Consider the following 23528-nt stretch of genomic DNA (forward strand, 5'->3'; position numbering starts at 1 on the left):
CGAAGGAAAGGCCCCACCACGGATGAGCGTCACATCGGGCATGTTGTCGCAGGCCGATCTCGAGCGCATGGTCGCCGACGGCGAGATCGACACGGTGATCGTCGCGTTCTGCGATATGCAGGGCAGGCTCACCGGGAAGCGGGTGTCGGCCCGGCTGTTCGTCGAGGAGGTCGCCGAGCACGGCGCGGAATGCTGCAACTATCTGCTGGCGGTCGACGTCGACATGAACACCGTCGCCGGGTACTCGATGTCGAGTTGGGACACCGGCTACGGCGACATGGTGATGACGCCGGACTTCTCGACGCTGCGGCTGATTCCGTGGCTGCCGGGCACCGCGATGGTGATGGCCGACCTGGAATGGCACGACGGCAGCCCGGTCGAGCAGGCCCCGAGAAGCATCCTCAACCGGCAGATCGATCGGCTCGCCGAACGCGGTCTGGTGCCCTATGTCGGGACCGAACTCGAGTTCATGGTGTTCGACGACGGCTTCCGCGAGGCGTGGGCCAAGGGCTACCGCGGATTGACCCCGGCCTCGGATTACAACGTCGACTACGCGATGCTCGGCTCGACCCGGATGGAGCCGCTGCTGCGCGACATTCGGCTCGGCATGACCGGTGCGGGCATGTACTGCGAGGGCGTGAAGGGGGAATGCAATCTCGGCCAGCAGGAGATCGCGTTCCGCTTCGACCATGCCCGGGTCACCTGTGACAACCATACGATCTACAAGAACGGCGCCAAGGAGATCGCCGACCAGCACGGCAAGAGCCTGACGTTCATGGCGAAATTCGATGAGCGCGAAGGAAACAGCTGCCATGTGCACATCTCGCTGCGAGGCGACGACGGCAGTTCAGATGGTTCAGCGGTGTTCGCCGACGAGACCGATCCGCTCGGGATGTCGCCGATGTTCCGCAGCTTCGTGGCCGGGCAGCTGGCCACTCTGCGGGAGATGACGTTGTTCTACGCGCCGAACATCAACTCCTACAAGCGGTTCGTCGACGGCAGTTTCGCTCCGACCGCGATCGCGTGGGGTCTGGACAACCGGACCTGCGCGCTGCGCGTCGTAGGCCACGGCCACGGCATGCGGGTGGAGAACCGGGCCCCGGGCGGTGACGTCAACCAGTACCTCGCGGTCTCGGCGTTGATCGCCGGCGGGCTGTACGGCATCGAACACGAACTCGAGTTGTCCGAACCGATGGAGGGTAATGCGTACACCAGTGGCGTCGAACGGCTTCCGACCACGCTCACCGAGGCCGCGGCGCTGTTCGAGAAGTCCGAGGTGGCGCGCACCGCGTTCGGCGACGAGGTGGTCGAGCACTACCTCAACAACGCCCGCGTCGAGCTGGCCGCGTTCAACGCGGCCGTCACGGACTGGGAGAGGATTCGCGGCTTTGAGCGGCTCTAGTGTTTCCGCTGGCGGAAAGCACCGCAGGCCCGTACTCGGGTTGACCACCTACCTGCAGCAGGCACGGACCGGGGTATGGGACGTGCGGGCGGGCTTTCTGCCGGCGATCTACTTCGAGGGTGTCGAGCTGGCAGGCGGGATCTCGGTTCTGCTTCCGCCGCAGCCCGTCGACGACCACATCGCCGACCGGGTGCTCGACGGACTCGACGGCGTCGTCTTCACCGGCGGGCGCGACGTCGTGCCCGCCCACTACGGCCAGGAACCACACCCGGCGACCGACGCCGACATCGAGGACGACCGGCGCCGAGACCAGTTCGAGTTCGCGTTGGTGCGCGGCGCGATGCGGCGCGGCATGCCGGTGTTGGGCATCTGCCGCGGCGCCCAGGTGCTCAATGTCGCGCTGGGCGGCACACTGCACCAGCACCTGCCCGACGTCATCGGACACACCCGCCATCAGCGGGGCAACGCGGTGTTCACCACGTCGGCGGTCCGCACGGTGCCGGGCACCCGGCTTGCCGAGCTCATCGGCGAGTCGTCGGACGCGCAGTGCTACCACCATCAGGCCATCGACCGATTGGGCGACGGCCTGGTGATCAGCGCCCAGGACGACGACGGCGTCATCGAAGCGGTCGAGCGACCAGGTGACGACTTCGTGTTGGCCGTGCAGTGGCATCCCGAGGAGCGCCTCGACGACCTGCGGCTGTTCGCCGCCGTCGTCGAAGCGGCGGATGCATACGCAAGAGAAAGGGCGAACGCTTGAGCACATCTGAGGTGATCAACCCGGCGACCGAGGAGCTGCTGCGCACCGTCGAGCAGACCGACGAGGCCGCGGTCGATGACGCGGTGGCCCGGGCGCAAGCGGCACAACGCGACTGGGTGCGGCAGGCGCCCGCCGAACGGGCGGCGGCGCTGCGCGCGTTCGCGGCGACGGTCGATGCGCACATCGACGAGTTGGCGGCGCTCGAAGTCGCCAACTCCGGGCACCCCATCGGTAACGCCGAGTGGGAGGCCGGCCACGTCCGCGACGTGCTGCAGTTCTACGCCGCCGCCCCGGAACGCCTGTCCGGCAAGCAGATTCCGGTCGCGGGCGGCATCGACGTGACCTTCAACGAGCCGCTCGGGGTGGTCGGCGTGATCACGCCGTGGAACTTCCCGATGACGATCGCCTCGTGGGGTTTCGCGCCCGCGCTCGCGGCGGGCAACGCGGTGCTGATCAAACCCGCGGAGTGGACGCCGCTCACCACGATCCGGCTGGGGGAGTTGGCCGTTGAGGCGGGGATCCCCGCCGATCTGTTCTGTGTGCTGCCCGGTAAGGGTTCGGTGGTCGGCGAACGGTTCGTCTCGCACCCCGACGTGCGCAAGGTCGTGTTCACCGGCTCCACCGAGGTCGGGACCCGGGTCATGGCGGGTGCGGCCAAACAGGTGAAACGCGTGACCCTCGAACTGGGCGGCAAGAGCGCCAACATCGTCTTCGACGACTGCGATCTGGAGCAGGCGGCGGCCACCGCGCCGTACGGGGTGTTCGACAACGCGGGACAGGACTGTTGTGCGCGTAGCCGAATCCTGGTGCATCGCAACGTGTACGACCGCTTCATGGAATTGTTCGAGCCCGCTGTCAAGGGCGTCGTGGTCGGTGATCCGCGCGCCAAGGACACCGAGATGGGCCCGCTGGTGTCCAAGGCGCACTGGAACTCAGTTGCGTCCTTCGTGCCCGACGATGCGCCCGTCGCCTTCCGCGGCTCGACTCCCTCGGCGCCCGGGTACTGGTTCCCGCCAACGGTGTTGACGCCCCAGCGCACCGACCGTGCCGTGCGCGAGGAGATCTTCGGCCCGGTGGTCACCGTGCTGCCGTTCGACGACGAGGCCGACGCGATCGCGCTCGCCAACGACACCCCGTATGGGTTGTCCGGGTCGATCTGGACCGAGAACCTGTCGCGGGCGGTGCGCGTGTCGCGGGCGGTGGAAGCGGGCAACCTGTCGGTCAATTCGCATTCCTCGGTGCGGTACAACACGCCGTTCGGTGGCTTCAAACAGTCCGGCCTCGGACGCGAACTCGGCCCGGACGCGCCGCTGTCGTTCACCGAGACCAAGAACGTGTTCATTGCCGTGCAGGAGGCCTGATGGATCTGACGCAACGATTGGCGGGCAAGGTCGCGGTCGTCACCGGTGGTGCCAGCGGCATCGGCCTGGCCAGCGCCAAGCGGATGAAGGCCGAGGGCGCGATCGTCGTGATCGGCGACATCGACCCGGCGGCGGGAAAAACCGTCGCCGACGACCTGAACGGCACCTTCGTCCAGGTCGACATCTCCGATCAGGTCGCCGTGGATCAGCTGTTCGACACCGCCGCCGAGACGCACGGGTCGGTCGACATCGCGTTCAACAACGCCGGCATCAGGCCGCCCGAGGACGACCTGATCGAGGTCACCGGCATCGACGCGTGGCAGCGGGTGCAGGACGTCAACCTCAAGTCGGTGTTCTTCTGCTGCAAGGCGGCACTGCGCCACATGGTGCCGCGGCAGAAGGGCTCGATCGTCAACACCGCTTCGTTTGTGGCGGTGATGGGTTCGGCCACCTCGCAGATCTCCTACACCGCGTCCAAGGGCGGCGTGCTGGCGATGTCGCGTGAACTCGGCGTGCAGTACGCGCGGCAGGGCATCCGGGTCAACGCCTTGTGTCCGGGGCCGGTGAACACCCCGCTGCTGCAGGACCTGTTCGCCAAGGATCCCGAACGGGCCGCACGCCGTCTGGTGCACATCCCGGTGGGCCGGTTCGCCGAACCCGACGAGGTCGCGGCCGCGGTGGCATTTCTCGTCAGCGATGACGCGTCGTTCATCACCGCCTCGTCGTTCCTCGTCGATGGCGGGATCAGCGGGCACTACGTCACACCGCTGTAGCCATGTCTGCCGAGTCGGAGGTACCAGTGGCGCACGCGGGGCTCACCGCGGAGGCGGTCGCCGAAGCGCTGCTGCGGCCGGTGCGTGCGGGTCACGCCTTCGATGACACCGTGGCCCGGCTGCTGCAGACCATCCGGCTCGGTGTGCTGGCGCCCGGCGAATGCCTACCGCCAGAGCGCGAACTCGCCGCGCGGCTCGGCGTCAGCCGCGATACCGTGCGCGAGGCGATCAGATCGTTGTCCGACGCGGGTTATCTGGTGTCGCGGCGCGGACGGTACGGCGGGACCTTCCTCGCCGACGAACTGCCGAGACCGACCGATGACGCCGATGCGGTCACCCGTGCCGAGGTCGACGACGCTTTGCGGCTGCGCGAGATCCTGGAAGTCGGCGCCGCGCGGATGGCGGCCACCCGGACCCTCACCGCCGCCGAACGTGAGGTGCTGTGGGCCCGGATGACCGATGTCCGCGCCGCCGCTCCCGACGACTACCGCCGTCTCGACTCGCGCCTGCACCTGGCGATCGCCGAGGCCGCCGGATCGCCGTCGCTGGTCCCGCTGCTAGCCGAGAACAGGATGCTGCTCAACGCCCTGCTCGACCAGATACCGCTGCTGCCGCGCAACATCGCCCATTCCGACGAGCAGCACGAGGCGATCGTGCTCGCGATCCTCGCCGGCGACGGCGACGGTGCGGCGTCGGCGATGCGGGCCCACGTCGAGGGGTCCGCGGCGCTGCTGCACGGCTTCCTCGACTAGCGCCGGCCCATATCCTTCGCGAGCGCGCGTGTTTGCCGCGGACACACCGCCGATTTCTCGACACCTGCGCACGGTCATGCGCCCGCGAACGTGCGCATCGGCGCTACATTGAGTCCCGTGAACGAGCCGGCCGGCCAGGTGGATGTCGAACGCGCGGCGTCGGCGCTGGCCGACGTCGACACCGCCAGCTGGACACAGCGGTTCGACCTGTTGTCGGACCCGCATCGGCTGGAGATCCTGCTCACGCTGCATCGAGTGCCGGGGATCCGCGTCGGAGACCTCGCGGCCGCCCTGGGCCGCTCGGAAAACGCCGTCTCGCAAGCGCTTCGCGTGCTGCGCCAGCAGGGCTGGGTCAGTGCCACGCGAGTCGGACGCGCGGTGAGCTACCGCCTCGACGACGAGATCGTGCACGACTTGCTGCACTGGATCGGTGCTCGGCACGGTTGAGGCTGAGCAGGGCATTTCACGATTCCCGAATCGCCGCTTCACACCCTCGACCGATCGTCGACGACGTCAGATGAACATTCCCGTCGATTGACGGGCAGGGAGCCGAGGTACATGACCATGAGAAACACCCTCGAGAACGCGACCGAGCATGACCGCGCACTGAAAATCAGACACCGGGCGCTGTGGGCGTCGGGGGACTACCCGGCCGTCGCGGCCGAATTGATCCCGACGCTGGGCCCTGAACTGGTCAGAGCCTGCGGAGTGCGCCCGGGTGATCGTGTGCTCGACGTCGCTGCGGGGTCGGGCAACGCTGCGATCCCGGCCGCCGCCGCCGGAGCGATCGTGACGGCGAGCGATCTCACACCCGAACTGTTCACCGCGGGGCGCGCGACAGCCGCGCGGCAAGGAGTCCAGATCGAATGGGTCGAAGCGGACGCCGAAGCGATGCCGTTCGCCGACAACAGCTTTGACGTCGTCATGTCGTGTGTCGGTGTGATGTTCGCACCGCACCACCAGGCGGCCGCCGATGAGCTGGTGCGAGTGCTCCGGCCGGGCGGAACCATCGGAATGATCAACTGGACTCCCGAGGGGTTCATCGGAAACCTGTTCAAGACGATGAAGCCCTACGCGCCGCCCCCGCCGCCCGGGGCGAGCCCCGCACCGCTGTGGGGGAACGAAGAGCATGTGCAGGCGCTGCTCGCCGACCGGGTGACGGACCTGCGGATGCGGCGGCGAACCGTTCGCATGGATCACTGCGCGAGCCCGCTCGAGTTCCGGGAGTATTGGAAACGCAATTACGGGCCGACGATCGCCACATATGCGTTCAACGCCGGTGAGCCACAGCGGATCGCCGACCTCGACCGCGACTTCCTGCAGTTCCTCGACGACTGGAACACCTCGCCGGGTCCGACGGGCACCGCCTATGACGCCGAATATCTGCTGATCACTGCCACGAAGGCGGCATCGGCGCGCTGATTCTCTGGACTTGCCAATACTCCGGACATCCGCTCCGGCTTGATGAAAGCTGTGAGCGTGACGGTGGCGTTCCGGCTGCTCGGCGACATCGGAGCCGACGTCGACGGTGAACGCGTCGACATCGGGCACGCGCGCCAGCGCGCCGTTCTCGTCGCGATGCTAATCGACTTGAACCGGCCGGTCCCCTCCGATCAGCTGATCTATCGCGTGTGGGCCGACGAGCCACCCTTTCGCACGCGGAACGCGCTGTCCGCCTACCTGTCTCGGTTGCGGGCGGTCATCGGACGCAGCGGAGATGTGGAAATCAAGCGGGAGTCAGGCGGTTACGTCCTCGCCGCGGATCCGATGACCGTGGACCTGTACCGCTTTCGGTCGCTTTGCCGTCAAGCGCGCGCCGCGACGGATCCCGTCGAAGCCGATGACCTGTTCGTGAGGGCGCTGCAGTTGTGGCGTGGCAGCCCATTCGTCACGCTGGACACCCCGTGGCTGAACGAGGTCAGAAACGCCCTGGACGCCGAACGTCTGGCCGTCGTCCTGGATCGCAACGACGCAGGGTTGCGGGCTGGCCGGCACGCCGAGTTGCTCCCCGAGTTGGCCACCATGCTGCGCGAGCACCCGTTGGACGAGCGGTTGGCGGGCCAACTGATGCTCGCGCAGTACCGTTGTGGCCGTCAGGCCGACGCACTCGACACCTTCCGTTTGATGCGTGAGCGACTCGTCGACGAGCTGGGCGCAGATCCGAGTCCAGCACTGCAACAGGTGCACATGCAGCTCTTGGAGGGCGACCCGGGACGAATGGGACTGCCCGCCGCGGTCAGCGGGCGTCCTCGGGCGAACCTGCCGCGACGGAGCACCAGTTTCGTCGGCCGCGACGACGAGGTCGCACACGTCGTCGATGTACTGGGTGAATGTTCGTTGGTGACGTTGACCGGGGTGGGCGGCGTGGGCAAAACCCGCCTGGCCCTCGAAGCTGCGGCCAGAGCCGAAGCGCGCTTCGCCGACGGCGTCACGCTCGTCGAGCTGGCACCGCTGGATGACCCCGCGGCCGTGGGCCATACCGTCGCCGCCGCGCTTCGACTGCAGCAACGCCACGGGCTGGGCATCGAAGAAACAGTGATCGATTACCTGCGAACGAAGAAGCTGCTGCTGATTCTGGACAACTGCGAACACCTGCTCGACGCGGCCGCGACGCTAGCCGACTCGATCGTCGGCAGCTGCCCCGACGTCGTGGTCCTGGCCACCAGCCGAGAAGCGATCGGCGTTGACGGGGAACACGTCTGGCCGGTGTCGCCGCTGCCGCTCGGCGAAGCCACCCGCTTGTTCGCCGACAGGGCCAAGGCCAGCAGGCCCGATTTCGCACTGGAGCACGAGCCGGTGGGCGCCGTCGCCGAAATTTGTCGACGCGTCGACGGTCTGCCACTGGCGATCGAACTGGCCGCCGCCCGAATGCGCGCCATGAGCAGTCTCGACGTCGCGCGCCGGTTGGACGGTCTGCGACTGCTCAGCGGAGGCGCGCGCGGAAGTCTTCGTCAACAGAGCCTCGTCGCGACCATCGACTGGTCCTACCAGCTGTTGACCGGCTCTGAGCAGCAACTGTTCTCGAAGCTGTCGGTGTTCGCGGGCGGGTTCGATCTCGACGCCGCGCACAGCGTGTGCGGTGTGGGCGACGAGGACGACACGCTCGATTCGATCACCGGCCTCGTCGAGAAATCAATGGTGATCCGACTGTCGGCCGCCGACCGGACGCGGTACTCGGTTCTGGAGATGCTCCGCGCTTACGGGCGGGACCGCCTGCGAGACAACGACATCGACAAGCTGCTGGCGTCGCGGCATGCGCAGTACTACACCGCGCTGGCCGAAAGCGCCGCTGCCGGCATGCACGGTCCCGACGAGCGGATGTGGGTGGACAGAATGCTGCCCGACCACGACAACCTGCGGGTCGCGTTCGAGTACGCGATCTCGGTTGAGGACGTCGACACCGCACTCAGGTTGGTGACCTCGCTGCCCGAAATCATCCATCTGCGTCACAGCTACGAGTCGGCTGGGTGGGCCGAGCGTGCCGTCGAGATGGCCGAAGCCACTCATCCCCTGTATGTCGCCGCCGTCGGCTTCGCGGCGCGAGGAGCGTGGAACAGGGGTGAATTCGACAAGGCCCGCACGCTCGCGAACCTCGCGCAGGGGCGTGCCCCCGCGCGTGGCACCGCCCGGGTCGCCTATCCCGGGGATGTGCTCGCCGACGTCGCGCTGTACGAAGGTGACGCCGGCGCGGCCCTGCTGCACTATGAGGCCGAGGCGAGGCGGGCAAGGAGTGATTCCGATCCGATTCGCCTGGTGTGGACGCTCTTCTACATCTCGATATGCCGTGCGGCACTGCGGGTTCCGGCCGAAGGGGTGGCCGCAGCGGAAGAAGCCGTGCGTGTCGCGGACGAGACCGGCAATGCGACCGCCCAGTCGATGGGTCGCTACGCACTCGGTCTGGTGCTCAAGAAGTCCGAGCCCCATCGCGCGCTGCAATTGTTCGATGATGCCGCCGCTTTGGCCGCGTCGGTGCGCAACCTGTGGTGGCATGGCATCGCGCTCATGGAGGCCGCGGCGACCCGTGCCGTGCATGGCGAACCCGCGGAGGCCGCAACGGTTCTCATTGAAGTGCTCGACCATTGGGACCGGGTCGGGGATTGGAGCCAGCAGTGGCTCAATCTGCGCTATGTCACGCGATTCTTCGTCCGGGTGGGAGCCGACAGCGATGCGTTGACACTCCATCAGGCGCTGGTTGCTGCTGGAAAGGACTCGCCCCTCAGAGACGCCCGGATCGACCCAGCGCAAGGCAGCCTGACCGGCGCGCAGGCGGTGGCACTCGCGCGATCCACGCTGCAGCGATTCGCGCGATAGCCTTGAGCCACCGTCCTCGAGAAGGCGGTCGGCGCCGCGCTGCTGGCGGCATCACTGGCGACGCTCCGGGCGGGCCGAGGTTTCCCGCTCGGCTTCATCGCGTTCAGGTTGTACGCCTGAATACCTGTTCAGCTAGACAGGTATTCGGTACGCGTCCTAGGCTCGCGGGGTGACCTCTTCGTACGTCGCGATGCACATGAGCGACGGCATCGTCAACGCCCCGACCTCCGTCGTCTTCGGCCTCGTCGCCGTCGCCGTTGTCGCACTGTGCGCGGCCAAGGCCAGGACCGAGCTCGACGAGCGCACGGTGCCGCTGGCCGGCCTCGTCGCCGCATTCATCTTCGCCGTCCAGATGGTCAACTTCCCGATCCTCCCGGGCGTCAGCGGTCACCTGCTCGGCGGTGCGCTCGCCGCGATCCTGGTCGGCCCGTACACCGGGGCGCTCTGCATCGCGATCGTGCTCGTCGTACAGGCGCTGCTGTTCGCCGACGGCGGAGTGACGGCGCTGGGCACGAACATCGTCAACATGGCGGTGATCGGTGTGGCGGCCGGATATCTCACCGCCGTCCTGTTGTATGCCGTCGTGCGGAAACGCGTAGAAGTACCGACGGCCGGTCTGGGCGCGATCGCTTTCGTCGCCGCGCTGATGGGGACGATATGTGCGGCAATGGGCTTCGTCGTCGAATACGCGATCGGGGGAGCGGCCACCACGTCACTGGGCGCGGTGACGGGTTACATGCTCGGCACCCACGCGCTGATCGGCGTGGGAGAGGGCCTCATCACCGCGGTCACCGTGATAGCCGTCGCGCGTTCGCGTCCCGACCTGGTCTACCTGTTGCGCCGGACCCGGCAGGAGGTTACGGCATGAGGTCGCGCCGGCAGTTCCTCGCTGTTTTCGCCGTTGTCACGCTGCTGATCGCCGGGGCGGTGTCGTACTTCGCCAGCTCGAGCCCCGATGGGCTGGACTCGACGACACTGCGCGGGTGCGAGGTCGTCGAGACCCCCGAGGGCGAGGAACTCACCGGAGAGTGCATAGCTCAGCACGCCGAGGAGCACAGCCTTGCGGCCTCCCCGCTCGCCGACTACACGGTCGGCGGACGCGACGGCACCGGCGGCATCGCCGGGATCATCGGCGTACTGGCGACGGTCGTCGTCGCAGGATCGGTGTTCTGGCTGATCGCCCGCAGCCGCAGGGCGACCGACCACGGCGGGTCAGGCTAACCATGGGCGCGGGCGCTCACCCCCTCTACCGGCACGACGACTCCCCGGTGCACCGCGCCCCCGCCGAGGTGAAGGTCGTCTGCCTCCTGGTGTTCGTGCTCGCGGTCGTCGCGACGCCGCGGGAGATGTTCTGGCCCTTCGCCGTCTACGCCGTGATCATCGTCGGCATCTGGCGGCTGGCCCACATCCCGCTGCGGTGGATCCTGCCGCGGATGCTGATCGAGGCGCCGTTTCTCGTCCTCGCGGTGCTGTTGCCGTTCGCCGAAGGCGGCGAACGCATCGACGTGGTGGGACTGCACCTTTCGGTCAGCGGGTTGTGGGCGGCGTGGGGCATCGTGATCAAGGGAACGCTCGGGGTCGCGGCGGCACTGACGGTGGCCGCCACCACCTCGACAACCGAATTGCCCACCGCGCTCGGCCGGCTCGGTGTGCCCGCCGTCGCGACGTCGGTGCTGGTGCTGATGATCCGGTACGTCGACCTGCTGACCGCCGAGGCCAGCCGCATGCGCATGGCGCGCATATCGCGTGGCGATTCGCCGCGCGCCCTACATCAAGCCGGCGCCATCGCGAAAGGTATCGGTGCGCTGTTCCTGCGATCCTACGAACGCGGTGAGCGGGTTTACGTCGCGATGCTCTCACGCGGATTCGACGGCGACGCACCGGATCTGGCTGTGATCGGGGCGCCGCCACGGGCCGTCGCGTCGCAGTGGGTGGTCGTGATGGCGCCGGCCGTTGCCGCGGTGGCGGTCGCCGCGGCGGCGTGGGTGACGCGATGAACGCGATCACGATCGAGGGCCTGCGCCACGTCTACCCGGACGGACATGTCGCCCTCGACGGTGTCGACCTGGCCGTGTGCCGCGGGGAACGCATCGCCGTGCTGGGCCCTAACGGCGCGGGGAAGACGACGCTGATGCTGCATCTCAACGGTGTGCTCACCGCGTCCTCCGGCACGGTACGGATCGGTGATGTGGCGTTGACGCGCAAGACACTTCACGACGTGCGCAGGCGGGTGGGTCTCGTTTTTCAGGATCCCGACGACCAGTTGTTCATGCCGACCGTCGCCCAGGACGTGGCGTTCGGTCCGGCGAACTTCGGGTTGCGCGGTGACGAGCTGGCCAAACGGGTGCGAGAGGCGCTGGAGACGGTGTCTCTCATCGAAGAGGCCGACCGCAGCCCCACCCACCTGTCGGCGGGCCAACGTCGCCGCGCGGCGCTGGCGACCGTGCTGGCCTGCCAGCCCGACATCCTCGTGCTCGACGAACCGTCGGCCAACCTCGATCCCGTCGCGCGCCGCGAACTGGCCGAAACGCTCTCGAGGTTGGGCTCCACGATGTTGATCGTCACCCACGATCTGCCCTACGCCGCTCAACTGTGCGAGCGGGCGGTCGTGATGGACCGCGGCGTGATCGTGGCCGACGGGCCCATCCGGGACATCCTCGCCGACACCGAACTGCTTGCCGCACACCGGCTGGAGCTGCCCTGGGGCTTCGAGGTGCCGGCCCGGCCGGGAACTAGTGCCGTCGCGACGGCGGCCACGGCGGCTCGCCGCACAGCGCCAGCAACGCGTTCTCGATGACCTCCGGCAGGGCGGGGTGGATCCAGTATTGGCCGCGCGCCATCTCCTGTGCAGGCAGGTCGAACGCCATCGCCTGAACGACCGGTTGGATCAGCGATGACGCCTGATGGCCCATGATGTGTGCGCCGAGGAGCAGTCCCGTGTCGTCGTCGACGATGAGTTTGGCGATACCGGCGGTGTCCTCCATCGCCCATCCGTAGGCCACGTCGGCGTAGTCCTGAATCTTGACCTTGATCCGGAAACCCTGTGCGCGCGCCTCGTTTTCGGTCAGCCCGACGCTGGCGATCTGGGGGTCTGTGAAGACAGCCGACGGCACGTGGCGGTGGTTGGCCGACATCAGCGCGTCCGTGTCATCCCAGTCCTGAACAAGGTTGTGTTTGACGACGCGCGCTTCGTGGTTGGCCACATGCTTGAGTTGGAAGTCCGACGACACATCGCCGAGCGCGAAAACGCCGCGGGCGGTGGTGCGTTGGTATTCGTCGACGACGACGTGTCCGCTCGAGGTCACCTTCACACCGGCGTGCTCCGCGTCGAGCAGGTCACCGTTGGGGACGCGCCCGGTCGCCACCAACAGCGCGTCGCCGCGCAGTTGTGAGCCGTCGTGACAGGTGATCTCGACACCCTCGCCGACTTCGCGGGCGTCGGCCAGTTCGTGGTGGTTGCGCACTTCCCACTTCTTTGCGGCGATGTCGGTGAAGCGCATCGCGATGTCGTCGTCGTGGCCGCGCAGCAGGGTGCTGCCGCGGATCAGCAGCGTGATCCGGCTGCCGAGCGACGAGAAGATGTGGGCGAACTCGCAAGCGACATAACCGCCGCCGACGATGATGAGGTGTTCGGGCAGATCGGTGATCCGCATGATCGTGTCGCTGGTGTGATACGGCGCACCGCATTGGGTGACCGCCTCGGGAACCACCACCCGGGACCCGGCGGCGATGACCACCCGGTCCGCGGTGAACTCGTCGCCGTCGTCGGTGCGCAACGCGTACCGGCCGTCGGGTCTGGTGGGCGCGAATCTGGTGTGGCCGGAGAACACCTGCACATTCGGTGAGGAGCGGCGGTAGTTCTCTCCCGCGACGGCCAGCGGGTCGATCCGTCCGAACACTCGTGAGACGATGTCGGGCCACCGCACCCCGTCGATATGCGCGTCAATGCCGTATCGCGCCGCCTCCCTGACGTTGTCGGCGATGCCCGCCGCGTAGACGAACATCTTCGTCGGGATGCAACCGACATTGAGGCAGGTTCCGCCGAACACACTCTGCTCGCAGATCGCGATCTTCTTGTCGATGTAGCGCTCGTCGAGAATGGAGTTGCCCGAACCGGCCCCGATGATCGCGATGTCGAAGTGCGTCATGATGACCGGCCTCCTGGGGATCGGGTGACGGCGGAGCCGCGGGCGGCCGGGTCGAGGTACCAGTCCAGCCACCGGTCGAGTTCGCCGTAGGCAGCCTGCCGCGCGTCGGGCACCGACAGGAACACGTCGTGCTTGGCATCGGCGATGGGCACGATCGTGGTGCGGTTCCCGATGCATCCGGCCCATCGGGCGATCTGCCTGACGTCGAGCACTGCATCGCCCCGCTGAATCGCGTCAGGGTCATTCACCTCACGGACGCTGCGGTCCGAGCGCAGGATGAGGTTGGGCACACCGACGTCGAGACCGCGGTGAAGTCTGGCGTGGCCCCGGCGGATCGCGGCGATCCAGCCGGTCGTGACGGGGAAGCCGCCGACAGGCTTCCACCTCAGGTCGTAGTCGAAGTCGCCGTGGTAGTCGCGGTGCAGTGACGACCCGTATCCGCCCTCGGTCGGCGGACGCACCACCAGCCGCTTGCTCACCCGCGAGACGGCGCCCAGCGCGGCGCGCGTCGGCGCGGCCCGCAGGATCGACGGTCCCTGCAGGTCGAGCCACGGGCTGTTGAGCACGAGGCCGCCGACGCGTCTGCGCCCGGTACGCCCTTGGCGACGCAACCGGTCCAGCCACAGCGACACGATGAGCCCACCGGCCGAGTGCCCGTACACCAGGTTCTCGGTCGGGGCCACCGAATCGATGATGTCGAGGGCGCGGCCGAGTTCGACGTCGTAGCGGGCCAGGTCGGTGGTGAAGTGAGGGGTCTGGCCCTCGCGCCACGAACGTCCGCATTTGTGCAGGTCGATCGCGTAAAAGGCGAATCCGCGGCCGGCGAAGTGGTCGGCGAGCTCGGTGTTGAAGAAGTAGTCGGTGAATCCGTGCACCAACAGCACCGCGCGCGTGGCCGACCGATCCGGTTCGCCGCGGCGCACCAGGGTGGCGACGAGCTCACCCTCCCCGTCGGGGTCCGAGCCGAGGGCCATCGTGTGTTGCCAGTAGCCCGGCAGCACGTCCGCCTTCCAGTCGGGCACGACAGCAACGATAGCCGCGACAGCCCGTGGCGCCGGGTGAAGCGGGGCCGAACAGGGTTCCGCGCGGCGATCGCATGAGATTGAGAACGCCCGCTGCGGGCTAACCTGATGATCGACCCTGATGATCGACGCTGATGATCGACTCTGATGATCGACCATGGCGCGATCACGCCGAAACCGAGTTCAGCCCCGGGGGACTGAGAGTGTCTGACGAACCGAGAAAAACAGACGTCGTGCTCATCGGGGCCGGCATCATGAGCGCAACGTTGGGCGCACTGCTGCGGCTGCTGGAGCCGGACTGGTCGATCACCCTCATCGAGCGCCTCGACGCGGCGGCCGCCGAGAGCAGCGACGCGTGGAACAACGCGGGTACCGGTCACTCGGCCCTGTGCGAGCTGAACTACACCCCGCAACAGCCCGACGGGTCCATCGACATCTCGAAGGCGGTGCGCGTCAACGAGCAGTTCCAGGTGACGCGCCAGTTCTGGGCGTACGCGGTGGAGAACGGGTTGATCAGCGATCCACGTAGCTTCCTCAACCCGATTCCGCATGTGAGTTTTGTGCACGGCGAGGCCGGCGTGAAGTATCTGCGCCGCCGCTACGACACGCTGGTCGTCAATCCGCTCTTCTCCTCGATGGAGTACATCGAGGACGCGGACGAGTTCGCGCGGCGGCTGCCGCTGATGGCCGAGAAGCGCGACTTCTCCGAACCGGTCGCGCTCAACTGGACCGACCAGGGCACCGACGTCGACTTCGGTGCCCTGTCACGCCAGCTGCTGGGCTACGTCGCCCAGCGCGGTATGACCACATACTTCGGGCACGAGGCGCGCGATCTGCGCCAGGAGTCCGACGGTTCGTGGACCTTGAAGGTGGTCAATCTCCGCACCGGGCGCACCAGCAAGCTCGGGGCCGGTTTCGTGTTCGTCGGCGCGGGTGGCGGGGCGTTGAATCTGTTGCAGAAGGCAGGCATGAAGGAGGCCAAGAACTTCGGCGGCTTTCCGGTCAGCGGCAAGTTCCTGCGTACAGATGTCTCGCGCCTGACCGAAGCGCATCGGGCCAAAGTGTACGGACAGCCTCCGGTGGGTGCGCCGCCGATGTCGGTTCCGCACCTGGACGCGCGCGTCATCAACGGCCGGTCCTGGTTGCTGTTCGGGCCGTTCGCGGGCTGGTCACCGAAATTCCTCAAACAGGGCGACGTGTTCGACCTGCCCGAATCCATCACGCTCAACAACGTCGCGTCGATGGCGAACGTCGCACTCACCCAGTTCGGACTGCTGAGGTACCTGGTGGGCCAGCTGATGCTGTCGGACGCCGAGCGGATAGACGCGTTGCGCGAATTCGTGCCCGGCGCAAGGGAATCGGACTGGGAGCTCAACGTGGCGGGGCAGCGGGTCCAGGTCATCTGCGGTAAGAGCGGCAAGGGCGTGCTGGACTTCGGCACCACCGTGCTCACCTCCGGCGACGGCACCATCGCCGGGCTGCTCGGCGCATCCCCGGGTGCGTCAACCGCCGTGCCCGCGATGATCGACGTGCTGCAACGCTGTTTCGCCGAGCGCTATCCGGCGTGGGAGTCCAAGATCAAGGACATGGTGCCTTCGCTGGGACGCGAGTTGTCCTCCGAGCCGGCGCTCTTGGACGAGGTGTGGTCGTACGGAACGCGGGTCCTGCGTCTGGACGAGCCCTCGGCGGTGGCCACGGGATGACGGTTGCGCTGCGCCGCAGTTGGTCTCGAGACCTCGACGCCGCAACGCTCTACGAACTGCTCAAGCTGCGGGTCGAGGTCTTCGTTGTGGAGCAGGCCATTCCGTACCCCGAACTCGACGGTCGCGATCTTCTGTCCGAGACGCGGCATTTCTGGCTGGAAACCTCCACCGGTGAAGTCATTTCGACGCTGCGTCTGATGGAGGAGCATCCCGGCGGGCATAAGGGTTTTCGCATCGGGCGGGTGTGCACCAAGCGTGAGGTGCGCGGACGGGGACACAGCACCCGGCTGCTGCAGGCCGCGCTGGCCGAGGTGGGCGACTACCCCTGTCGCATCGACGCGCAGACGTACCTGGCCGATATGTATGCCCGCCTCGGCTTCGTCCGCGACGGACAGGAGTTCATGCAGGACGGCATTCCGCACGTCCCTATGCTGAAGCCGTGACCTATCCCTTCAGCGCCATCGTCGGGCATGACCGCCTGCGGTTGGCGCTGCTGCTGTGCGCGATCCGCCCCGATATCGGAGGGGTCTTGATCCGCGGGGAGAAGGGCACCGCGAAGTCGACGGCGGTGCGCGGGCTGGCCAAGGTGCTGGAAGCGGCCGCTGCTGCGGACGGGCCGCCGGGCGCCGTCGGTCAGCTGGTCGAACTGCCCATAGGCGCCACCGAGGACCGGGTGGTCGGGTCACTGGACCTGCAGAAGGTGCTGCGCGACGGTGAGCACGCGTTCTCGCCGGGACTGCTCGCCCGTGCGCACGGCGGTGTGCTCTACGTCGACGAGGTCAACCTGCTGCACGACCATCTGGTCGACGTGCTGCTCGACGCCGCCGCGATGGGCCGGGTCCACGTCGAGCGCGACGGGGTGTCGCACAGCCACGAGGCACGCTTCGTTCTGATCGGCACGATGAATCCCGAAGAGGGTGAACTGCGTCCGCAGCTGCTCGACCGGTTCGGCCTGACCGTCGACGTGCGGGCGTCACGCGACGTCGACGTGCGCGTCGAGGTGATCCGTCAGCGCATGGCGTACGAGGCCGATCCCGCCGTGTTCGCGCAGCGCTATGCCGAGGCCGATGCCGAGCTGGCGCGTCGGGTCGCGGCGGCCCGTGCTTTGGTCGACTCGGTTTCGTTGCCCGACAGTGAATTACGTCGGATAGCGGCGCTGTGCGCGGCGTTCGACGTCGACGGTATGCGTGCGGACCTGGTGGTCGCCAGAACCGCCGTCGCGCACGCCGCGTGGCGCGGGGTCGAGGTGGTGTCCGAGGAGGACATCCGGGTGGCCGCCGAACTCGCGCTGCCGCACCGCCGACGCCGCGACCCGTTCGACGACCCCGGCCTGGATCCCGGCCAACTCGACGACGCGATGGCGCAGGCCGACGAGGCCAGCGAGGAGAACCCCGACCCCGAACCCGAGCCGGACCCACCCGGCGGTGGCGCGTCGTCCCCGGACGGAGACGGCCGTGACGGGCAACCGTCGCAACGGGATTCGGGTGGCGCCTCGCGTCCCAGCGCCGCGCCCTCGGCGGTGTTTCGCACCCGCTCCCTGGTGGTGCCGGGTGTGGGGGAGGGGTCGCCGGGTCGCCGGTCGCGGGCGCGTAACCGCACCGGCAAGACTATTTCGGCCACGTCCGACGGTCGGATCGGTCACGGCGTGCACGTGTTCGGCACCCTGCTGGCGGCCGTGGAACGGCAACGCAGGCCTGGGGCGCCCCGGCCGCGGCACGGCGATGTGCGCCGGGCGATCCGGGAGGGCCGCGAGGGAAATCTGGTGATCTTCGTCGTCGACGCGTCGGGTTCGATGGCCGCGCGCGACCGGATGTCCGCGGTCGGCGGCGCGGCGCTGTCGCTGTTGCGCGATGCATATCAGCGGCGCGACAAGGTAGCCGTCATCACGTTCCGCCAGCGCGACGCGCACGTCCTGCTGCCCCCGACGTCGTCGGTGCACATCGCAGGCCGGCGCCTCGCCCGCTTCGACACCGGCGGCAGGACGCCTCTGGCGGAAGGATTGTTGGCAGCCCGCGATCTGGTCGTGCGGGAGAAGGCCCGCGACCGCGCGCGGCGCAGCCTCGTGGTGGTGTTGACCGACGGGCGCGCCACCGGCGGTGCCGACCCGTTGGGGCGCGCGCGATCGGCCGCCGCGAGGTTGGTGGCCGAAGGCGCCGCCGCCGTCGTGGTGGACTGCGAAACGTCGTATGTGCGGTTGGGCCTGGCCGAAGAGCTCGCCGGTCAGCTGGGCGCCCCGGCGGTGCGGCTGGCTCAGCTCCGGGCGGACAACCTCACCGACGTGGTCCGCGCCGCCGCCTGAGTTGGGCTCACACGGAGTAGGGAGAGGTAGGTATGCCTCAGGGTCAGCCGCTGACGGTCCCCGACGACGGGTTGACCACCCGCGCGCGCCGCAACGCGCCGCTGTTCGCCGTGCACACCGGTGAAGGCAAGGGAAAATCGACAGCGGCGTTCGGCATGGCGCTGCGCGCGTGGAACCAGGGTTTCGACATCGCGGTGTTCCAGTTCGTCAAGAGCGCCAAGTGGAAGGTGGGCGAGGAAGCGGCCTTTCGCCAGCTCGGCAAGCTGCACGACGAGCACGGCGTCGGGGGACCGGTGCAGTGGCACAAGATGGGGTCGGGGTGGTCCTGGACACGGGACAAGTCGCGCAAACACGGCGACGAGGTCGACCACGCCGCCACCGCGGCCGACGGCTGGGCCGAGATCGCGCGTCGGCTCGCCGACGAACGTCACGACTTCTACGTGCTCGACGAGTTCACCTACCCGCTGAAGTGGGGCTGGATCGACGTCGACGAGGTGGTCGAGACGATCCGTTCCCGGCCCGGGATGCAGCACGTCGTCATCACCGGCCGCGACGCCCCGCGGCAGTTAGTCGACGCCGCGGATCTGGTCACCGAGATGACCAAGGTCAAGCATCCGATGGACGTCGGCCGCAAGGGCCAAAAGGGCATCGAGTGGTGACTCTCGGTTGGCGCGAGCGACCGCGGAATGACACTAATTGCGGTGTGTCGGCGTGCAAACACGGTCGCTCGCGACTGATGTGTAGGCCCACGCGGAGGGCAAGGTGAGCAGGGTGACGCCCGCGGTGGTGATCGCCGCACCCGCCTCAGGTAGCGGAAAGACCACCGTCGCAACGGGTTTGATGGGAGCCCTGCGGCGGGCCGGGCGTGCCGTCGCGCCGTTCAAGGTCGGCCCCGACTACATCGACCCCGGCTATCACGCGCTGGCCTCTCGTCGGCCCGGCCGAAACCTCGACCCGGTCCTGACGGGGGAGCACCTGAACGGCCCGCTGTACCGGAACGGCAGCGCCGGTGCCGACATCGCGGTCATCGAAGGCGTGATGGGCTTGTTCGACGGGCGGATCACCGAGGAGTCGCGCAGCAATGCGTTCGGATCCACGGCACATGTCGCCGCTCTGCTCGGCGCACCGATCGTGATGGTCGTCGACGCCCGCGGACAGAGTCACAGCATCGCCGCACTGCTGCATGGCTTTTCGACATTCGACTCGTCGGCTCGGGTGGCCGGGGTGATTCTCAACCGTGTCGGATCGCTGCGCCACGAGGAGGTGTTGCGCCAAGCCTGCGAACACGCCGGTGTCCCGGTTTTCGGCGCGATTCCGCGAAGCGACGAATTATCCGTTCCCTCAAGACATCTGGGTTTGGTCACCGCGGTGGAACACGGGGTGAAGGCGCGGCAGGCGGTAGAGGCGATGACCGCGCTCGTCGGCCGGCACGTCGATCTCGTCGGAGTCGCCGCGCTGGCCGACAGCCGGGTCGTTGGCGACGCCTGGGACGCCGAGGAGGTGACGCCCATCGGCGGAAACGCCACGGTGGCGCTGGCGTCGGGCAGGGCCTTCAGCTTCGGTTACGCCGAACATCGCGAAGTGCTCACTGCGGCGGGCGCCGAGGTGGTCGAGTTCGACCCGCTGACCGATCCGTTGCCACCAGACGCCGACGCCCTCGTCGTACCCGGTGGTTTCCCGGAGGAGTTCGTCGCCGAACTCTCGGCCAATGAGGTCGCGCGCACGCAGATCAGACAACTGGCGGCGTCCGGCGCACCCGTGCACGCCGAGTGCGCGGGGTTGACCTACCTCGTCGACGACCTCGACGGTCACCCGATGTGTGGGGTGATCTCCGGCTCGGCGACCTTCACCGACCGCCTCACACTCGGCTACCGCGAAGCCGTCGCGGTGGCCGACTCGCCGTTGCACTCGATCGGTGACCGAACGATGGGACACGAATTCCACCGCACCGCAGTCACTTTCACAGCTGACTACCCGCCCGCATGGATCTTCTTCGGCCGCGACATCGGTCGCAGAAGGGACGGTGTCGTGGACGGCGCCGTGCATGCCGGCTACCTGCACATCCACCCTGCCGCGCACCCCCGGGCGATCAGTCGCTTCGTGGCGGTGGCGGCAGCCTCTAAGCTCGCGCCGATGAGCTCGCGAGAAGAGGGTCCGGATCGGTGACCGAGAACGCCTACCTCGTCGGTTTGCGCCTGACCGGCAGGAAGGTTGTCGTCGTCGGCGGCGGAAGTGTGGCGCAGCGCCGATTGCCGCTCCTGGTTGGCAACGGCGCGGACGTGGTCGTGATCGCCCGTGAGGCCACCCCGGCGGTCGAGGCGATGGGCGGAATCACGCTGCTGTTGCGCGAGTTTGAACCCGGCGACCTCGAGGGTGCCTGGTACGCGATCGCGGCCACCGACGCCCCGGCCGTCAACGCCGCCGTCGTCGCCGAAGCCGAGCATCGCCATATCTTCTGCGTCCGTGCGGACGTCGCCGTCGAGGGCACCGCGGTGACGCCCGCATCCTTCGAGTACGAAGGGCTGTCGGTCGGTGTGCTGGCAGGCGGTGAGCACCGGCGGTCGGCGGCCATCCGCTCGGCGATCCACGAGGCCATGCAGCGGGGACTGATCGCGCCGGACGTGTCGGCGACCACCGACGTCGTGCGCGGCGGCGTGGCGCTCGTCGGCGGGGGGCCAGGCGATCCCGAGCTGATCACCGTTCGCGGGCGCCGGTTGCTGGCGCACGCGGACGTCGTCGTCGCCGATCGGCTCGCGCCGCAGGAACTGTTGGCCGAGATGCCGCCCCATGTCGAGGTCATCGACGCGTCGAAGATCCCGTACGGCCGGGCCATGGCTCAGGACGCGATCAACGGCCTGCTGATCGATCGCGCGAAGGCGGGCAAGTTCGTCGTGCGGCTCAAGGGCGGCGACCCGTTCGTGTTCGCACGCGGATACGAAGAGGTGCTGGCGTGCGCCGAAGCCGGCGTCCCTGTCACCGTTGTACCGGGCGTGACCAGCGCCATAGGTGTTCCCGCGCTCGCGGGCGTTCCCGTCACCCACCGGCACGTCACCCATGAGTTCGTGGTGGTCAGCGGGCATGTTGCGCCGGGCCACCCCGAATCGTTAGTGAATTGGAATGCCTTGGCCGCGCTCTCCGGCACCATCGTGTTGCTGATGGCGGTCGAACGCATCGAACTCTTCGCCAAGGTTCTGCTGGAAGGCGGACGACCTGCGGATACGCCAGTCCTGGTGGTTCAGCACGGCACGACCGCCGCCCAGCGGACTTTGCGTGCGACGCTCGCCGATGCGGCAGAACGCATCCGTGAAGACGGAATTCGGCCGCCTGCGATCATCGTTATCGGGCCCGTGGCCGCCTTCGGCGGTTAAAGGATTCTTAAGATTACTGTAAGGTAACCCGTATGACGGCTCTCAATGACGCCGAGCGTGCTGCTATGCGCCGTGACGCCGCGAGTGGGGCGAATCGAGCTTTCCCACCCCTTTCCCAGAAGATCTCTATTCGGTCTGCGCTGGAACAAAGCGGCAGGTCCTCGACGTGGCTGCCGTCGCCGAGGTTCATCGCCGCGGTCATCGCGATCGGCGGTATGCAGCTTCTCGCGACCATGGACAGCACGATCGCGATCGTCGCGCTTCCTAAGATCCAGGACGAGCTGAGCCTGTCCGACGCCGGCCGCAGCTGGGTGATCACCGCCTATGTGCTGACGTTCGGCGGGTTGATGCTGCTCGGCGGGCGTCTCGGCGACACGATCGGCCGTAAGCGCACCTTCATCGTCGGCGTGGCACTGTTCACCATCGCCTCGGTCCTGTGCGGTCTCGCGTGGAACGAGGCCACGCTGGTCATCGCCCGGCTGCTGCAGGGCGTCGGCGCGGCCATCGCCTCACCCACCGCACTGGCGCTGATCGCGACGACGTTCCCGAAGGGGCCGGCCCGCAACGCGGCGACCGCGATCTTCGCGGCGATGACGGGCATCGGCTCGGTGATGGGTCTGATCGTCGGCGGAGCGTTGACCGAGGTGTCGTGGCGCTGGGCGTTTCTGATCAACGTTCCGATCGGGCTGGTGATGATCCACCTGGCCCGCAAGACGCTGCGTGAGACGAACCGCGAGCGGCTCAAGCTGGACGCGGCGGGTGCGATCCTGGCCACGCTCGGCTGTACCGCGGCGGTGTTCGGGTTCTCGATGGGACCCGAACAGGGCTGGTTGTCGCCGATCACGCTGGGTTCCGGGCTGGCCGCCTGCGCTGCGCTGCTCGCCTTCCTCTACGTCGAGCGCACCGCCGCCAACCCCGTCATGCCGTTCGACCTTTTCAAAGACCGCAACCGGGTGGCGACCTTCGCCGCGGTGTTCCTGGCCGGCGGCGTGATGTTCACACTGACCGTGCTGATCGGGCTGTACGTCCAGGACATCATGGGTTACAGCCCGCTGCGGGCAGGCATCGGATTCATTCCGTTCGTGATCGCGCTCGGTATCGGGCTGGGGCTCTCGTCGCAGCTGGTGCAGATGTTCCCGCCGCGGGTGCTGGTCATCGCGGGCGGCGTGTTGGTGCTGGGTGCGATGCTCTACGGCTCCACGCTCGACGCGAACATCCCGTACTTCCCGAACCTGGTGTTGCCCATCACCATTGGTGGCCTGGGCATCGGGATGATCGTGGTGCCGCTGATGTTGTCGGCGATCGCCGGCGTGGGCTTCGACCAGATCGGTCCGGTGTCGGCGATCGCGCTGATGCTGCAGAACCTCGGCGGTCCCGTTGTGCTGGCGGTCATCCAGGCCGTGATCACGTCGCGCACGCTGTATCTGGGTGGCACGACGGGCCCGGTCAGCGACATGAACGCAGCGCAGCTGCACGCCCTCGACCAGGGTTACACGTACGGGCTGCTGTGGGTGGCCGCGGTCGCGGTGATGGTGGGATGCGCGTCGCTGCTCATTGGCTACTCGGCGTCGCAGGTCGCGCATGCGCAGGAGGTCAAGGACGCGATCGACTCCGGAGAGCTTTAGCTCG

At 67.8% G+C, this 23528-nt stretch carries 21 protein-coding genes; 19 read left to right on the forward strand and 2 right to left on the reverse strand.

Annotation, left to right across the window (positions count from 1 at the left end; translation table 11 throughout):
• The first annotated feature begins 22 nt into the window (after positions 1-22).
• The 12 genes from AU193_RS23690 (at position 23) to AU193_RS19995 (ending at position 12156) form a co-directional block, all read left to right on the forward strand.
• Positions 23-1402, forward strand: a complete 1380-nt coding sequence (locus AU193_RS23690; RefSeq protein ID WP_064424115.1) for a glutamine synthetase family protein — start codon at positions 23-25, stop codon at positions 1400-1402.
• Positions 1389-2162, forward strand: a complete 774-nt coding sequence (locus AU193_RS19945; RefSeq protein WP_253867973.1) for a gamma-glutamyl-gamma-aminobutyrate hydrolase family protein — start codon at positions 1389-1391, stop codon at positions 2160-2162. The genes AU193_RS23690 and AU193_RS19945 overlap by 14 nt, the downstream gene beginning before the upstream one ends.
• Entirely contained in the window at positions 2159-3523 is a 1365-nt protein-coding gene (locus AU193_RS19950; RefSeq protein ID WP_064424117.1) for an aldehyde dehydrogenase, read from the forward strand. The genes AU193_RS19945 and AU193_RS19950 overlap by 4 nt, the downstream gene beginning before the upstream one ends.
• Positions 3520-4296 (forward strand): 3-oxoacyl-ACP reductase, encoded by a 777-nt coding sequence (locus AU193_RS19955; RefSeq protein ID WP_172798376.1) that lies wholly within the window; start codon positions 3520-3522, stop codon positions 4294-4296. The genes AU193_RS19950 and AU193_RS19955 overlap by 4 nt, the downstream gene beginning before the upstream one ends.
• A gap of 2 nt (positions 4297-4298) precedes the next feature.
• On the forward strand, positions 4299-5048 hold the full coding sequence (locus tag AU193_RS19960) for a FadR/GntR family transcriptional regulator (RefSeq protein ID WP_064424119.1): 750 nt from the start codon (positions 4299-4301) through the stop codon (positions 5046-5048).
• 117 nt (positions 5049-5165) lie between these two features.
• A complete protein-coding gene (locus tag AU193_RS19965) occupies positions 5166-5495 on the forward strand; it encodes a helix-turn-helix transcriptional regulator (RefSeq protein WP_156425306.1) in 330 nt (109 codons plus the stop codon).
• Positions 5496-5606: 111 nt separating this feature from the next.
• Positions 5607-6470, forward strand: coding sequence for a class I SAM-dependent methyltransferase (locus AU193_RS19970; protein WP_064424120.1), 864 nt, complete (start codon positions 5607-5609; stop codon positions 6468-6470).
• 57 nt (positions 6471-6527) lie between these two features.
• Complete coding sequence (locus AU193_RS19975; protein ID WP_082683086.1) at positions 6528-9359, forward strand: BTAD domain-containing putative transcriptional regulator; 2832 nt, start codon at positions 6528-6530, stop codon at positions 9357-9359.
• A 190-nt stretch (positions 9360-9549) separates the two neighbouring features.
• Positions 9550-10227, forward strand: coding sequence for an energy-coupling factor ABC transporter permease (locus AU193_RS19980; RefSeq protein ID WP_064424257.1), 678 nt, complete (start codon positions 9550-9552; stop codon positions 10225-10227).
• Positions 10224-10580 (forward strand): PDGLE domain-containing protein, encoded by a 357-nt coding sequence (locus AU193_RS19985; RefSeq protein WP_064424122.1) that lies wholly within the window; start codon positions 10224-10226, stop codon positions 10578-10580. Before AU193_RS19980 ends, AU193_RS19985 begins: the two co-directional genes overlap by 4 nt.
• A 2-nt stretch (positions 10581-10582) precedes the next feature.
• Entirely contained in the window at positions 10583-11356 is a 774-nt protein-coding gene (gene cbiQ / locus AU193_RS19990; RefSeq protein ID WP_064424123.1) for a cobalt ECF transporter T component CbiQ, read from the forward strand.
• Entirely contained in the window at positions 11353-12156 is an 804-nt protein-coding gene (locus AU193_RS19995) for an energy-coupling factor ABC transporter ATP-binding protein (protein ID WP_082683087.1), read from the forward strand. The genes cbiQ and AU193_RS19995 overlap by 4 nt, the downstream gene beginning before the upstream one ends.
• Here the strand turns inward: AU193_RS19995 and mtr are convergent.
• Together mtr and AU193_RS20005 are read right to left on the reverse strand one after the other, a co-directional pair.
• Positions 12092-13507, reverse strand: coding sequence for a mycothione reductase (gene mtr, locus AU193_RS20000; RefSeq protein WP_064424124.1), 1416 nt, complete (start codon positions 13505-13507; stop codon positions 12092-12094). The genes AU193_RS19995 and mtr overlap by 65 nt on opposite strands.
• Entirely contained in the window at positions 13504-14481 is a 978-nt protein-coding gene (locus AU193_RS20005; protein ID WP_064424258.1) for an alpha/beta hydrolase, read from the reverse strand. Before AU193_RS20005 ends, mtr begins: the two co-directional genes overlap by 4 nt.
• Before the next feature lie 251 nt (positions 14482-14732).
• Here AU193_RS20005 and mqo point away from each other — a divergent pair, with 251 nt between their 5' ends.
• From mqo to AU193_RS20040, 7 genes are all read left to right on the forward strand, one after another.
• The gene (mqo, locus tag AU193_RS20010; RefSeq protein WP_064424259.1) at positions 14733-16232 is read left to right on the forward strand and encodes a malate dehydrogenase (quinone); all 1500 of its coding nucleotides are present in this window, start codon (positions 14733-14735) and stop codon (positions 16230-16232) included.
• The gene (locus AU193_RS20015; RefSeq protein WP_064424125.1) at positions 16229-16675 is read left to right on the forward strand and encodes a GNAT family N-acetyltransferase; all 447 of its coding nucleotides are present in this window, start codon (positions 16229-16231) and stop codon (positions 16673-16675) included. Before mqo ends, AU193_RS20015 begins: the two co-directional genes overlap by 4 nt.
• Positions 16672-18531 (forward strand): magnesium chelatase subunit D family protein, encoded by a 1860-nt coding sequence (locus tag AU193_RS20020; RefSeq protein WP_064424126.1) that lies wholly within the window; start codon positions 16672-16674, stop codon positions 18529-18531. The genes AU193_RS20015 and AU193_RS20020 overlap by 4 nt, the downstream gene beginning before the upstream one ends.
• A gap of 32 nt (positions 18532-18563) precedes the next feature.
• The gene (gene cobO, locus AU193_RS20025; RefSeq protein WP_064424127.1) at positions 18564-19190 is read left to right on the forward strand and encodes a cob(I)yrinic acid a,c-diamide adenosyltransferase; all 627 of its coding nucleotides are present in this window, start codon (positions 18564-18566) and stop codon (positions 19188-19190) included.
• A 112-nt stretch (positions 19191-19302) separates the two neighbouring features.
• Complete coding sequence (locus tag AU193_RS20030; RefSeq protein ID WP_064424128.1) at positions 19303-20697, forward strand: cobyrinate a,c-diamide synthase; 1395 nt, start codon at positions 19303-19305, stop codon at positions 20695-20697.
• The gene (gene cobA, locus AU193_RS20035; RefSeq protein ID WP_064424129.1) at positions 20694-21899 is read left to right on the forward strand and encodes a uroporphyrinogen-III C-methyltransferase; all 1206 of its coding nucleotides are present in this window, start codon (positions 20694-20696) and stop codon (positions 21897-21899) included. The genes AU193_RS20030 and cobA overlap by 4 nt, the downstream gene beginning before the upstream one ends.
• Positions 21900-21931: 32 nt before the next feature.
• Positions 21932-23524 carry an MFS transporter gene (locus tag AU193_RS20040; RefSeq protein WP_064424130.1) on the forward strand — a complete coding sequence of 531 codons (1593 nt, stop codon included), beginning with the start codon at positions 21932-21934 and terminating at the stop codon, positions 23522-23524.
• Positions 23525-23528 lie beyond the last annotated feature (4 nt).

It is taken from the genome of Mycobacterium sp. GA-1285 (genome assembly GCF_001499905.1).
Classification (GTDB): domain Bacteria; phylum Actinomycetota; class Actinomycetes; order Mycobacteriales; family Mycobacteriaceae; genus Mycobacterium.